The 13889-nt window shown below is 74.3% G+C and carries 10 protein-coding genes and 2 pseudogenes; 9 read left to right on the top strand and 3 right to left on the bottom strand.

Going from position 1 to position 13889, the window contains the following annotated elements:
- Positions 1-112: 112 nt before the first annotated feature.
- Both AC13HU_RS16255 and AC13HU_RS16250 read left to right on the top strand, forming a co-directional pair.
- Positions 113-1444 carry a chloride channel protein gene (locus AC13HU_RS16255; RefSeq protein ID WP_483042583.1) on the top strand — a complete coding sequence of 444 codons (1332 nt, stop codon included), beginning with the start codon at positions 113-115 and terminating at the stop codon, positions 1442-1444.
- Between the two features lie 110 nt (positions 1445-1554).
- Positions 1555-2517, top strand: coding sequence for an SDR family NAD(P)-dependent oxidoreductase (locus tag AC13HU_RS16250; protein ID WP_483042582.1), 963 nt, complete (start codon positions 1555-1557; stop codon positions 2515-2517).
- Between the two features lie 187 nt (positions 2518-2704).
- On the opposite strand, the gene AC13HU_RS16245 is transcribed toward AC13HU_RS16250, so the two are convergent.
- Positions 2705-3163, bottom strand: coding sequence for a nucleoside deaminase (locus AC13HU_RS16245; protein ID WP_483042581.1), 459 nt, complete (start codon positions 3161-3163; stop codon positions 2705-2707).
- A gap of 103 nt (positions 3164-3266) precedes the next feature.
- Here AC13HU_RS16245 and AC13HU_RS16240 point away from each other — a divergent pair, with 103 nt between their 5' ends.
- Positions 3267-3953 carry a PhzF family phenazine biosynthesis protein gene (locus AC13HU_RS16240; protein ID WP_483042580.1) on the top strand — a complete coding sequence of 229 codons (687 nt, stop codon included), beginning with the start codon at positions 3267-3269 and terminating at the stop codon, positions 3951-3953.
- 19 nt (positions 3954-3972) lie between these two features.
- Here the strand turns inward: AC13HU_RS16240 and AC13HU_RS16235 are convergent, their stop codons facing one another.
- Positions 3973-4821 (bottom strand): hypothetical protein, encoded by an 849-nt coding sequence (locus AC13HU_RS16235; protein WP_483042579.1) that lies wholly within the window; start codon positions 4819-4821, stop codon positions 3973-3975.
- Positions 4822-5097: 276 nt separating this feature from the next.
- Between AC13HU_RS16235 and AC13HU_RS16230 the strand changes: the two genes are divergently transcribed.
- The 4 genes and pseudogenes from AC13HU_RS16230 to AC13HU_RS16215 all read left to right on the top strand — a co-directional run bounded on the left by AC13HU_RS16230 (position 5098) and on the right by AC13HU_RS16215 (position 10293).
- Positions 5098-7407, top strand: a complete 2310-nt coding sequence (locus tag AC13HU_RS16230; protein WP_483042578.1) for a hypothetical protein — start codon at positions 5098-5100, stop codon at positions 7405-7407.
- Complete coding sequence (locus AC13HU_RS16225) at positions 7397-8899, top strand: hypothetical protein (RefSeq protein WP_483042577.1); 1503 nt, start codon at positions 7397-7399, stop codon at positions 8897-8899. The genes AC13HU_RS16230 and AC13HU_RS16225 overlap by 11 nt, the downstream gene beginning before the upstream one ends.
- 134 nt (positions 8900-9033) lie before the next feature.
- Positions 9034-9582 carry a DinB family protein gene (locus AC13HU_RS16220; protein ID WP_483042576.1) on the top strand — a complete coding sequence of 183 codons (549 nt, stop codon included), beginning with the start codon at positions 9034-9036 and terminating at the stop codon, positions 9580-9582.
- A 102-nt stretch (positions 9583-9684) separates the two neighbouring features.
- A pseudogene (locus AC13HU_RS16215) lies at positions 9685-10293 on the top strand (nucleotidyltransferase domain-containing protein).
- A gap of 42 nt (positions 10294-10335) precedes the next feature.
- Here the strand turns inward: AC13HU_RS16215 and AC13HU_RS16210 are convergent.
- Positions 10336-10968, bottom strand: a complete 633-nt coding sequence (locus tag AC13HU_RS16210) for a MarC family protein (RefSeq protein WP_483042575.1) — start codon at positions 10966-10968, stop codon at positions 10336-10338.
- A 333-nt stretch (positions 10969-11301) separates the two neighbouring features.
- Between AC13HU_RS16210 and AC13HU_RS16205 the strand changes: the two genes are divergently transcribed.
- Positions 11302-12795 carry an MFS transporter gene (locus tag AC13HU_RS16205; protein ID WP_483042574.1) on the top strand — a complete coding sequence of 498 codons (1494 nt, stop codon included), beginning with the start codon at positions 11302-11304 and terminating at the stop codon, positions 12793-12795.
- A gap of 246 nt (positions 12796-13041) precedes the next feature.
- A pseudogene (locus AC13HU_RS16200) lies at positions 13042-13889 on the top strand (hypothetical protein); the annotation flags it as partial.

Genomic DNA, 13889 nt, shown 5'->3' with positions numbered 1-13889 from the left:
GGGCGAGGGTGGCGGATCGGGACCCGGTGGCGGATCGGGACCCGGTGGTGGAGCGGGCGCACCCGGGGCCGGTCCGTCCGGGAAGGGTGCGGCGGCCGACGCGGCCTCGCTGTTGCGCAGCCGCCGCTACCTCGTCCTGCTGGCGTTCGCGGTGCTGCTCGGCGTACCGATCTCGGCGGCGGCGTTCGGCTTTCTCGCGCTCACCGAGAAACTGGAGCCGCTGATCTACCACGACCTGCCGCGCTCGCTCGGCTTCCACGGGACCCCGCTGTGGTGGCCGTTGCCGCTGCTCGCGGTCGGCGGCGTACTGACCGCGCTGTTCGTACGCCACCTGCCCGGCGGTGGCGGCCATGAGCCGACCGACGGGTTCTCCGCCTCCGGCACGCCCGGGCTGACCGCGTTGCCCGGCATCCTCCTCGCCGCCCTCGCCACGCTCGCCTTCGGCGCGGTGCTCGGTCCGGAGGCGCCGCTGCTCGCGCTGGGCGGCGGGCTGGCCGCCGGATCGGTCCGGCTGCTGCGACCCGGCCTGCCCGCGCAGACGTACGCGGTGGTCGGCGCCACCGGCAGCTTCGCCGCGGTCAGTTCGCTGCTGGGCTCGCCGCTGCTGGGCGCGTTCCTGCTGATGGAGGCGGCCGGGCTTGGCGGCCCGATGCTCGGCCCGGTCCTCGTGCCCGGCCTGCTCGCGTCCGGGATCGGCTCGCTCATCTTCATCGGCATGGGCTCGTGGACGGGCCTCGGGACGTACTCCCTCAAGCTGCCGCACGTACCGAAGGCGGCCGACCCCACCGCGGCGGAATTCGGCTGGGCGCTGCTGATCGGGCTGGCCGCGGCCCTGCTCGCGGCCGGGGTCCAGTGGCTCGCGCGGCGGCTGCGCGGGCATGTCGAGGGCCACCGGCTGCCGCTCACCGTGCTGTTCGGCCTGGCCGTCGCGGGCCTGGCCATCGCCTACGCGGAGGGCTCGGGCAAGTCCGCCTCGGACGTGCTCTACTCCGGGCAGAGCGCGATGGGCCCGCTGCTCAGCGACGCCGCGACGTACTCGGTCGGTACGCTCCTGCTGCTGATCGCGTGCAAGGGACTGGCGTACTCGTTGTCGTTGAGCGCCTTCCGCGGCGGCCCGATCTTCCCGTCCCTGTTCGTCGGCGCGGCCGGCGGGGTGCTCATGTCGCACCTGCCCGGTCTGCCGCTGGTCGCCGGGTTCGCCACCGGCATGGGGGCGATGAGCGTCGCCATGCTGCGGCTGCCGCTCACGTCGGTGCTGCTCGCCACCCTCCTGCTCGGCAAGGACGGCCTGACGGTGATGCCGCTGGTGATCGTGGCGGTCGTGGTGTCGTACGTGGCCACGGCCGTGCTCTCCCGCAACGGAACCGGAGCCGCGGCAGAGCCGGAGCCCGATCCTGGCGCCGATCCTGGCCCCGGCCCCGGCCCCGCTCCCGGAAAGGGCTGAGGCGGCGGAAACGGTGAAACCCGAAGCCGTTCGCCGCGAATCCCGCGAATCCCGCGAATCCTGCGAAGTCATTTGCCTTGAAGCGCACTCCAGCTCCTAGCCTCGAAGACATGACCACACCACAGCAGCCCATCGCATCCGGATTCGGCGCCGACAGCACCGCGACCGACGTCCTGCGCGGAATCGACCTGTCGGGGAAGCTCGCGGTCGTCACCGGCGGCTACTCCGGGCTCGGCCTGGAGACCACCCGCGCGCTGGCCGCGGCCGGCGCGCACGTCGTGGTGCCGGCCCGCCGCCCCGACACCGCGCGGGAGGCGCTGGCCGGTATCGACGGCGTCGAACTGGACGAGCTGGACCTGGCCGACCTCGACAGCGTCGAGAAGTTCGCCGGGCGGTTCCTCGCCACCGGCCGTGACATCCACTTCACCATCAACAACGCCGGCGTCATGGCCTGCCCTGAGACCCGGGTCGGCCCGGGCTGGGAGGCGCAGTTCGCCACCAACCACCTCGGCCACTACGCCCTGATCAACCGGCTGTGGCCGGCGATCGAGCGGGGCGGCGGCCGGGTCGTCGCGGTCTCCTCCGCCGGTCACCACAACTCCGCGATCCGCTGGGACGACATCCAGTTCGCGCAGGGGCACTACGACAAGTGGGAGGCGTACGGCCAGGCCAAGACCGCCAACGTGCTGTTCGCCCGCCAACTCGACGCCCTCGCCCGCGACCGCGGCGTGCGCGCCTTCGCGCTCCACCCCGGCGGCATCCTCACCCCGCTCCAACGGCACCTGGACAAGCAGGAGATGGTCGATCGCGGCTGGATCGACGAGGACGGCAACCCGCTGAACCCGACCGGCTTCAAGTCGCCCGAACAGGGCGCCGCCACCCAGGTCTTCGCCGCCACATCGCCCCAACTCGACGGCAAGGGCGGGGTCTACCTGGAGGACTGCGACATCGCGCCCGCCGCGGTGCCCGGCGGCCCCCGCACCGGCGTCAAGGAGTACGCGATCGACCCCGAGCAGGCGGCTCGCCTGTGGGCCCTGTCGGCGGAGCTGACCGGAGTGGACGCCTTCGCCTGACGGTCTGTCATGTTTCGCTGCTTGTAGCCCACTTGGGCTGCCGGACCGCCCCGCGACGCTCCCGGGCGGTCCGGCACCCGTGCCGCCGACGACCTTCGGCAGATCCAGACCCAGATCCAGATCTCCGGCCCGGTCCTTCGGGCGCCGCCGCATCCCGGACCCCCGCCCCCGTGGCGCCTCCGGCCGACTACTCCCCGATGTCCTCGGCCCACAACTCCGGCCGCGCCGCGATGAAGTCCCGCATCAGCGCGACGCACGCCTCGTCGTCCAGCACCGTCACCCGCACGCCGTGCTCGGCGAGCCAGTCGTGGCCGCCGTGGAAGGTGCGCGCCTCGCCGATCAGCACCTGGCCGATGCCGAACTGCCGTACCAGGCCAGAGCAGTACCAGCAGGGCGACAGCGTGGTGACCATGGTGGTGTGCCGGTAGCCGCGCAGCCGCCCCGCCGAGCGGAACGCCGAGGTCTCGGCGTGCGCCGACGGATCGCCGTCCTGCACCCTGCGGTTGCGGCCCCGGCCGAGCAACTCGCCGTCCGGGCCGAACAGGGCCGCACCGATCGGGACACCGCCCTCGGCCAGCCCCGCCCGCGCCTCCTGGAGCGCCACCGCCAGCATCGCCACCGGGTCCGTCTGCGCCGTCCGAGTCATGGGCCCACTGTCCCGGCCCGGCCCGCCGCCCGCAACGCGACACGGCCGGTGATCGCGACACGGCCGGTGACCGCGATACGGCCCGGACTGGTTGAATGCTCCCGTGCCACCCACCCGTACCAGCGTCGACGTGCTGACCGTGCTCTGCGGCCCCGACCGTCGTCATGGCAGCGAGGTCGCCGTCGTACGCGACGGGCGGCCGTATCCCGACCAGCGCTCGCGCCAGGAACTGGCCGCGCGACTGGGCTGCCCGCACACCGTGTTCGTGGACGACCCGGAGCGCGGCGCCGTCGAGGTGCACCGGCCCGGGCGGCCGGGCGGGCCGGGCGCCGAACTCGCCCCGCACGCGCTGATCGGCGCGGCCTGGCTGCTCGACCTCGAGATCCTGGAGATCCCCTCGACGGGGGACGTGTTCGCCCGGCACGACGGGGAGTTCGGCTGGGTCACCGCGCAGGCCGAGTGGGCGGCACCGTGCGCCCTGCGGCAGTACGGCTCTCCGGCGCTGGTCGAGGCGCTGCCGATCGGCGACGCCGAGGAACGCCACTACGCCTGGGCGTGGTCCGACGTGGCGGCCGGACGGGTCGTCGGCGCCGAACGCCACGGCACCGCGGCGCTCGGCCCGGGTCCCACCGGCGCCGGCGCTCTGCTGCTCGCCCACCACCTGCAACGGGCCCTGAACGTCAGCGAGGCGCCGGGCGCCCAGATCCTCTGCGCGCCCGGCGCCGACGGCACCATCGAGATCGGCGGCCGCGTACTCCTCGACCCCGCCCGGCAACTGCGACTCGGGTAGGGGCCGAACAGTCCGCCGGTCAGCCGGTTGTCGGCCGGTAGGCGTAGATCGTGGTGGCGACCTCGCAGACGCTCGGCGGCACGATCTCCACCCGCAGCAGCTTGGCGGACGGGTCGTAGTCGACGCCCTCGGCCTCGAAGGTGCCCGAGCAGATGCTGCTCTGCGGGATCTGGAAGAGCGTGCTGACCTGCCCGGTCACCGGGGTGCCGTCCAGCGCGTGCGGCAGGTCGACCTGGAGCACGTCCTTCGTGGCGTCGTCGGAGACGCAGACCAGGCGGGTGGCGGAGACGAAGTCGCAGCCCTGGATGTCCTCGACGCTGTGGTCGAGGGTGATCTGCCCGGCCTGGGCGAGGGAGCCGCCGGTGCTCGGCGTCGACGGATTGGTCAGCGGCGCGGGGAAGACCTGCAACCGGGTCTCGGTGCCCCACTCGCCTTCCACCAGCCACTGGGCGTCGGGGGAGACCGCGGCGAAGGAGTTGTTGAGCGCCTCTTCGGAGTCCAGCGGGTGGGTGTAGTCGTACGACTGCCCGGCCGGCGTGGTGACTTCGAACATCTTGGAGGTGGCGTCGTCGCCGCCCTGGTACGCGTCGAAGACGTAGCCGTTCGCGATGTCCGGGTCGCCGACGTGGTTCCAGCCCTGGACCCGCAGCCGCAGCGGCACCGAGCCCAGGCCCCGGGTGAGCAGCGAGCCGTCCGCCCGGCTGGCGATGCCCTCGCCGCCGGTGAGCGAGTTCACCGTCGAACTGCCCGCCGCCACCCACCCGCCGGGCGAGTCGTCGGCCCGCGCGGTCGCGGAGCCCAGCGCGGTGGCGGCGGCGGTGGCGATCAGCAGCGCGGTCGCGCGGCGGCGCAGTGCGGTTGCGTTCACAGGAAACCCCCAAGGTGGTCGGAGCGCGGCCTGGCGGACCGACCCCGGCCACGTGCGCGGTCTGTCGGTGGCGGGCTCGGGCAGCCATGACCCTAACCCCACCGGCATCACGCACACCAGCACGCGTCGGCCAACTCACCCTGGACGCCGAAGGGTTGGCCGGGGTATGGCGAGTGCGCGGGCCGGGACGCGGTGCAGTGCGGCAGGCCGGGCGGGACGTTGTCGGTGCCGGGAACTACAGTCGTGGTGGGTGCAGGCACGACGGGGAGACGGCATATGGAGGACACGAGCAGAGCGGACGCGTGCCGGTCGCCGCGCGGCGGTGCGCCGACGCGGGCGGCCGCGCTGATCCTGGCCGTCCTCGGCATGATGCTGCTCCTCTGCGGTGCCGGCGGCGCGAGCGCGGCACCGGAAACAGGGTCGGGTCCGAGTCCGGGGCCGGGCAAAGGGACCGACGTGGGCGGTGGCGCGCCACCCCTGTCACAGTCCGTACAACTCGCCGCGGCGCTGCGCACCGACCCGGTCTACGTCACCGACCAACTGCCGCGCGTCGTCCCGCGTTCCACCGCGCCCGCCTTCGCGGCGCTGGCGAAGAGGACCGGCGTGCCGACGTACGTCATGGTGCTGCCCGACCACGGCGGCTTCGACGGCGCCCTGCTGGGCACCGTGCACGACCGGCTCGGCCGCGACGGGCTGTATGTCCAGGTGGACGACATGGGCGTGGCCGCCGCCAAGGCGTTCGGTGTCCGCGCCCCCGCCGACGACGCGCGGACGATCGCGCTGTACGCAGTGCCGTACGACGCGGGACCACTGCGCTCCTTCCGCGAGTTCACCGAGGCGATCGCCTCCGGCCCGGCGCAGGCCGCGCGTCGCGCCGACCAGTTGCGGAAGAAGTACGGCAACACCGACCGCGAGGTCGCCCCCGACTACATCGACAGCACCGACCGCGCCAACCAAGGCTTCGTCACCGGCATCGCGCTGACCGGCCTCCCGCTGGCGGTGGTGCTGATCGGCTGGTATGTCCGGGCCCGCCGGCAACGGACGCGCGTTCGGGCCGCGGGCGGTGGTGGTAGCGGCGGCGGCGCGGCCGTAGACCTCACCAAGGCCGACAAGGCCACAGGCAAGGGCGCCCAGGACGGCAAGGGTGCGAAGGGCGCCAAGACCGGTACGGCCCGCGGCGGGCACCGCCGGCTGCCGCTGCCGGAGCTCGCCGCTGCACTGCTCCTCGCCCTCGGCATCGTGCTCCTGGCGCCCCAGGTCTTCGACCAGACCACCGACAGCGCCGCCCCGCAGCCCACCCACGCCGACCTCACCACCCGGGTGGACCGGGTCGCGGCCGGCCTGCGGCAGAGCGCCGTCTACACCGACCCGGAGAGCCCCCAGGTGCTCGACGCGGCCCGGCTCGTCGAACTCCGCCGCAAGATCGCCGCGTTCCGCACCGGGCCGATCCGGATCGCCGTGGTGCCCCAACTGTCGGACGACGAATCGGCCGGTGACACCGAGGCGTTCGTGACCGCGGTGCACGCCCGTCTCGCGGCCGACGGCGGCGGCGCCCCCGGCACCGACGCCGGCAAGGGCAGCGGCGGCATCTACGTCGTCGCGGACCCGCTCACCGGCAACATCGACGTCTACGACTACGGCCTCCCGCTCGACGACCTCCGGCTCACCCTCGACCTGCCGACCTCGATCGCCTACAACCGTTCGGACGACGCCTCCGACGACAACCGCCTCGGCGACCGGCTGGACCAGCTCATGGTGTACATCGCCAAGGTCCCGCACACCGCGACCGATCCGTCCTCCGGCCCGGACGAGCCCCCCGAGCCGGTGTCCGCCCACAAGCTGCCCGGGCTGTTCCACGGCGACTTCGTACCTGGCCTGTTCATCGGCGCGTTGGGCGCGGCCGTCCTGGTCGGCCTCACCGCCGCGGGCACCAACACGGGCACCGCACTCGCCCGGCGCAGGCGGCGCGAGCCCCGCCACGCTGCGGTCGTCGAGGCGCCCTCGCACGCCTCGACCGCCTACCTCGCACAGGCCGCCCGGCGTGAAACAGACGCCCTGGCAACGGAGTTCGCGGCCGCGGCCCCGGACGACCCGCACCGCGACACCGCCTGGGACTGCCTCGACACGGCGCTGCTGCTCATCGACGGCAACAGCGGCGACGGTCACGGCGGCGGTGACGGAGATGACGGCGACGGCGCTGGACGCGACGCGGGCACGCGGGCCGCGGAGTTGGCAGCCGCGACGATACTCGCGCAGGCGGGCCGCGCCGCGCTCGCCGGGCGGCCGTACCCGTACTGCTGCACCGTCAACCCGCTGCACGGCGCGGCGGCCCCTGCCGACAACGCCGAGCCGACCAACCGCAGGTCGCCCGCCCGGCGCGCCTCCGCCCGCCCCGGCCACCCCTGTGCCGGCTGCCGCGCCGCGGCGGCCGACAGCCCGGACGCGCTCGACAGCCGACTGCTCTTCCTGCCCGGCCCGCACGGGAGTTGGCGGCCGTACGAGGACGCCCCGGGCCCGTTGCCCACCGCACGCGACGGGATCACCCGGTTGATCGCAGGCACGAGGGAGTACACCAATGTCCAATAGCCGCACCCCTCTCGTGCTGCCCGCACCCGCACCCGCACCTGCGGTCCGCCTGCCGTCGGCCGCCGATGCGGTAGCCGCCCGCACGGGCGTGGGGACGGCTCGGACGGCCGTACTCGCCCTGCTGGTCGGGCTGTTGGCGATGGGCGGGCTGCTCGTCGCCGCGGCGCCCGCCGGTGCTGCGCAGGCGCGGTCACAGGTCCAGGCGCAGGCGCAGGCGCAGTTCCAGGCGCCGGTGCGGCTCGGCGCGCCCGCCGCCGGGGGGACGGCGGGGCAGCGGATCACGGACGCGCTGAAAGCCTCCCCGGTGTACGTCGACCCTGCGTATGCGGGCGCGGTGCCGCCCGCGCGGCAGAAGGAACTGGTGACGCAGATCGGCAGGACCGGCTTGCCGATCAAGGTCGCGCTGGTGCCGTTGGCGAAGGGCGACGCGTTCGACGGCGACTCCTCGGTGCTCCAAGGGGTGCTGCACGACCGCCTGGGGCTGAGCAACCTCATCCTGATCACCATGGACGGCGAGTTCGGCGACACGCTGACCGGCCAGGAGTGGCCTGACGACACGCATCAGGCCATGTACGCGGCCAGTGCGGTCGGTCTGATGGACGAGATGAAGAGCGCGGGCCTCGCCGACCGCGTCGCGAAGGCGATCGACCTGATCGCGAGCGGCGACGGCGAGAAGGCGTACAGCCAGGCCACCGCCGACCTCGGCGGCACCCCGACCACGGCGAAGGCGAAGCACGGCAAGGGCGGTTCGGGTGGTGCCGGGCCGAGCGCGGTGGTGTGGTCGCTCGCCGCCGTCGTCCTGCTGGGCGGGGGCGGCGCCTGGCTGCTGCGGCGGCGCGCCAGGGCCCGCCGCTCCTCGCCGTTCGCCGTCCCGCTGGAGGTGTTCGCGGCCGAGGAGGCCGCCGACGAGTCCGAGCTCCGGCGCCGCGCCGAAGCCGAGGTGATCGCGCTCGGAGAGGCGGTCGAGGTCGCCGACGCCGGTTCCCGGCCCGGCCTCGGGCGCGCGCTCGACGCTTACGCGGCCGCCGGCAAGGTGCTCGACGGTGCCCGCGACATACCCGACCTCGCGGGCGTGCTCGCCCTGGTCGCCGAGGGCCGCGACGCCTTCGACGGCCGCTTCGACGCCCTTCCGCTCTGCTTCTTCGACCCGCTGCACGGCCGGGCCGCCCGCCGCCTCGTCTGGCGGCCGCTCGGCCGCCGCAACACGCTGCGGGTCGCCGCCTGCGCGGACTGCGCCACGGCCGTCGAGAAGCACCGCGCCCCGGAGGTGCTCACCGACACCACCCCCGACGGCCGCCGCGTCCCCTACTTCGAGGTGCCCGCGGGCGAGAGCGTCTGGGCCGCCACCGGCTACGGCTCGCTCGGCCCGCCACCGGCCGCCACCGATGACAACGGATACAGCGACGGCGCCGCCGACCCGGGTGCCGGCCCCGGCGGCATCGCCCCCCGCATCCTCAACGGCGACTTCCCTCGCCCGCGCCGCCCCCGCTGACCCGCACCGCACGGTTCCGGGTTTCGCTCCTGCTGCCCGTTCCTTCGGCCCGCCCGGATCGCGGACCGAACCTGACCGCATCGGTTCCTAGGGTCGGGGGTGTCAAGACGAACGGAACCGAAGGGCGGAACCCCATGCCGAGCATGGTGAAGGCGGAGACCGACGAGCGGGACGCGCTGCTGGCGTTCCTGGACGCGCAGCGCGGCGGGCTGCGGCGCGCGGTGCGCGGGCTGACCGACGAGCAGGCCGCCGCGCACCCCAGCGCGAGCGCGATGTCGCTCGGCGGCCTGGTCAAGCACGCGGCGCACTGCGAGCACAATTGGGTCCAGGTGATCCTGATGGGCCGCCCGCAGGCCAACCCCGGGATGGCCGCCGACTGGCAGGCGGAGTTCCAGTTGCTGCCCGGCGAGACCGTGCCCGGCGTCCTCGCCGAACTCGACGCGGTGGGCCGTGCGACCCGCGCCGCGATCGCCGAACTCCCTACCCTCGATGTGCTCGTCGCGCTGCCCGAGGCCCCGTGGTTCCCCAAGGACGGCAAGCGCAGCGCCCGTTGGATCCTGCTCCACCTGATCGAGGAGCAGGCCCGCCACGCCGGCCACGCCGACCTCATCCGCGAATCGCTCGACGGCGCGCTCGCCTTCGACCTGCTCGCCCAGGAGCAGCAGGAGCAGCAGGAGCGATAGGAACGGCAGGAGTAGTAGGAACGGCAGCGGGAGCACGGAGAGCCGTGGCGGCAGCTGCCTTAGCGGCGGGGCGCGTCGGGTCGGGTCGGCGAGGATGGTGACATGACGCGCACCGAGACTCCTTGGAGTCCTTGGGACCCGGCATCGCCCGCCGACGTGGCCGCTCTGTTCGCAAGGGTGAAAAGCCCATGGTGGATCGCGGGCGGCTATGCGATCGAGCCGGCCGTGGGGCGCGTGTTCCGTACGCACGGCGACGTGGACGTCCTGCTGCTGCGGCGCGACCAAGTGGCGATCCAGGAGACGTTGCCGGGGTGGGAGTGGTGGGCGGCGGACCCGCCCGGCACGCTCCGGCCGTGGCGGCACGGCGAGGTCCTGCCAGTGGGCGTCCACGACATCTGGTGCCGCCCGGGGCCGTCGAGCCGTGGCGGATCCAGTTCATGCTCGACGAGGCCGAGGGCGGCGAGTGGGTCCCGGCGGAGTCGCCACGTGCGGCGCGCCGTCGACCGGCTGGGCGCGTTCTCCGCCGACGGAATCCCCCATCTCGCGCCCGAGGTCCAGCTGTTTTACAAGGCCGCCCGGCCCAGGCCCAAGGACGAGGAGGACTTCGCCGCCGCGCTGCCCGTACTGGACGGCGCACAGCGGCGATGGCTCGCGGAGTCCGTCGACGCGACGTACGGCCCCCGCCCGTGGAGCGACCGCCTGTGCGGCTGACCTCCCGCGCGGCCGGCCGGCCACGACGCCGAGCGCCGCGGCTCAGTGCCCGCCGCGGCCAAGACCGGGCACGCCCAGCGCCGACAGGCCGTCGAGCACCAAGTCGACGCCGACCGCGGCGAGCAGCAGCCCCAGCAGGCGGCTGAGGAGTTCGGTGATGGTGTGGTGGGTCCTGCGCAGGAGCGGCGCGAGCACGATCACGCAGGCGAGGTCCAGCACGATCACGGTGTCGTACGCGCCGACGACGGTGCCGCGCCAGGTCCACGAGTCGCGCTCGGGCGCCTCGATGAGGATCGCGGTCAGCGCCAGCGGGCTGACCACGAACGGCATCAGCAGCGCTCTGATCCCGCTCACCAGGTCGGGGTGGTCGTCCTGCGGCCCGTCGGGGCCGAGCTGGATGCCGAGCACGAGGCTGATCGCGTAGATGAAGAAGATGACGCCGCCGGCCAACTGGAGTGCGGCCGGGGAGATGTGGAACAGCTTCAGCAGCCACGGCGCGGTGAACCCGGCGAGCATGCCCACCACCACCGCCACGGCCGAGGACAGCAGCGCGATCAGCCGCAGTTGCCTGCGGTCGTGCACCTGAGCGAGGTGCGCGAACGACAGCAGCACCTTGGGCGGCCCTACGACGGAGAAGAACGTGATGAACGCGGCGGCGAAGTTCTTGGTGACCATGGGGCGCATCCTCGGCCCACCGCGCCCGGCCGCGGCGGACCGACCCGCCCGGGGCGGAAAGTGCCGCGTGGAGCGAAGGTGCCCCGCGCGGAGTAAAACTCCCGCGCCGGGCGGAAGACCCGTCGCTACGATGAGGCGGTCGTCCACGAAGGAGAGTTGAGGTGCCCGGTCACCGAAGCGCGCGTTGACGCCGTAGGTCGCATCCGACCCGTCATCGCGTGCTGCCCCTGAAGTCGAAGAGCGGCACAGCGAGCCTTTCCCTGCCCGGTTCCCGGCGCGCGGCACCCGCGCGCCCCGGAACCGGCGCCGCTCTCCGCGACTCAAGGGGCACTCGTGCCGACCGCAGTTGATTCACCCTCTCCCCGCTCCTCCCGCTCCTCCCTTTGGCGGGACGCCGACTTCCGCCGGTTCTGGGCGGGCGAGACCGCTTCCCAACTCGGCGAGCAGGCCGGGCGGACGATCCTGCCGCTGCTCGCCGTGGTGGCGCTCCACTCGGGTCCCGGCCGGCTCGGCGCCCTGCGCGCGGTCGAGCAGGCGCCGATCCTGCTCTTCTCGTTGCTGATCGGCGTGTGGGTGGACCGCCGACGGTCCCGCCGGTTCATGGTCCTCGCCGACCTCGGCCGGGCCGCCGTGCTGGCCGCGATCCCGCTCGCGTACGTGGTCGGTGGCCTCGGCTTTCCGCTGCTGCTCGCCGTCGCGTTCCTCGCCGGGTCCCTGTCGGTGTGCTTCGACGTGGCGTACCAGGCCACGCTGGTACGGCTGGTGCCGCGCGACCGGCTCGCCGAGGGCAACAGCGCGCTGGAGGGCAGCCGGTCCGCCGCCCAGATCGGCGGGCCCGCGCTCGGCGGCGGGTTGGTGTCGCTGCTGTCCGCACCGATCGCGGTCGCGGGGTGCGTGTTCCTCTTCGCGCTGTCCACCCTGTCGATCCGCCGCGTCCGGCGCGCCGAGCCGCGACCAGTGCGGTCCGAGCCGGAGCCCGAGCCCGCATCCGTCCCCGCGTCCGTCCCCGCGTCCATGCCGACGCCCGAGCCCGCGCCCGGTCTGTGGCGGCAGATCCGCGAGGGGCTGCGGGTCGTCGCGGGTGACCCCGCGCTGCGTGCCGTGGGCACGGCGTCAGCCCTCTTCCAGCTCTCCTTCGCCGCCCTGATGACCGTGTACCTGCTGTTCCTGCCACGCGCGCTGCACCTGTCGGGCGGCGTGGTCGGACTGGTGCTCGCGGCGACGGGTCCGGGCGCACTGGTGGGCTCCGCGCTGTCCGCCCGGCTGCCGGCCCGGCTCGGATACGGCGCGGTGCTCGTCGGCGCGGCGGCGCTCGCCGACGGCGCGATGCTGTGCGTGCCCGCGCTCCACGGCTCCGGCGCCGCCACGCTCGCCGCGCTCATGGCGGTCAACTTCCTCTACGGCACCTTCAGTCAGCTCGTCAACGTGACCGCCACCGCCGTCCGGCAGGCCGTCACGCCGGTACGGCTCCAGGGCCGCGTGGTCGCGACCATCAACTTCGTCGGCATGGGCATGGGCCCGTTCGGCTCCCTGCTCGGCGGCGGGCTGGCCGCCCGCTACGGGCTGCGCGCCGCGCTGCTGGCGACCGCCGTCGCGATGACCCTCTCCCCGCTGTACCTGGCCTGCTCCCCGCTCGCCCGCCTCGGCAGGCGCCTCCCGGACCTCCCGGACCTGCCGGACTTGCCGATCTTCCCGGACCCGCCGATCCTCACGGACCCGCCGCACCTGCCGGACCAGGCACCGGAAGCCCTTCGTGCGGCGGAGACCGACGGCCGGGGGAGCCCGAGCGGGGTGAACACCGGGCGTGCCGACGAGGCTTCGCCATGACATCGCGGTAACGGCCGCCGTGGCAGGCCCGGTTGAGGTCGTACGGGCGAGCCGGCGGAGGTCCACCGGTGCGACGCCCCGGGCGGGCGCCAACTCCACCCACCCCGAACGTTGTTCGGGCCGCGCCGCCGTACCGGGACGGGAAGCGCCGGGGGCGGGCATCCGCCCCGCCCCCGAAGTACGGCCCGCTGTGAACTAGCCTTGCGGCCCATGGGAAACGGGAGCCCGGAGAGAGGAGCGGGGCCAATGAGCACACCGTCGACTCGTCCGGGTCATGCGACCGGCTCGGACCACCCGCGGACGGACAACTGCTCGACTTGCCGTCGCACCCTCAACGGCGCCTTCATGTGCCCGGGTTGCGGTGCCTACGCACCCGATATCGACCCGCGCGGCCCGGCCGGGCGGGCGCCGGTCGACCTGCCGCCCATGGACGACGCCGCCGTGGATGTCGTCGCGGATGCCGCCATCACGGTGCCGGACGGCGCGCCCGAACCCGCGGCGCGCCCACGCCCTCGCGTCGAGCCGCCGATCGTACCGATCGCGGCCGTCCTCGAACCGGCCGGAACACCACCCGAGCCCCAACCCCCCTACGGGGCAGCCGAGTCGGGCCCGGCCGACGGCGACCGCGAGCCCGTCGGCCAGGAGCGGTCCGGAGCGGCGGCGGAGGGCCGGGCGGACCGTGAACGGCCCTTTGCCGCAGCCGGGTTGGCCGCCGCGGACCGCGACACCCGCCCCTCCTCCGCCGTGCAGGCGGCACCCCTGGCGGACGAGCCCGCCGCGAAGACCTCCCCGTCCGACGCGTCCTCGGCCAGTACGCCCCCCGCAGAGGCGGCGCTACCCCCGGAAGAGCGCGACCCCGCCGGTCCGCCCTCGCCTTCCGCACCCTCCGCGCCCGGCAGCGTCCCGCACTCCGCCCCCGGCGGCACCCCGGAACCCGCCGACGAGCGGCGCCGCAGGAACCGCCGCCGAGCCGCGGTCGTCGCCGCGTTCGCGCTGATCGGGGGCGGCATAGCCGCGGCGGTCATATCCGCCGGCACCTCCTCGACCCCGCCCGCCGCATCCGTCCCGGACGGCCCTTCGGCGCACGGCACTTC

The organism is Streptomyces sp. NH27 (assembly GCF_056859195.1).
Note: the sequence above shows the minus strand (reverse complement) of the source record. Positions and strands in the feature narration are given on the sequence as shown.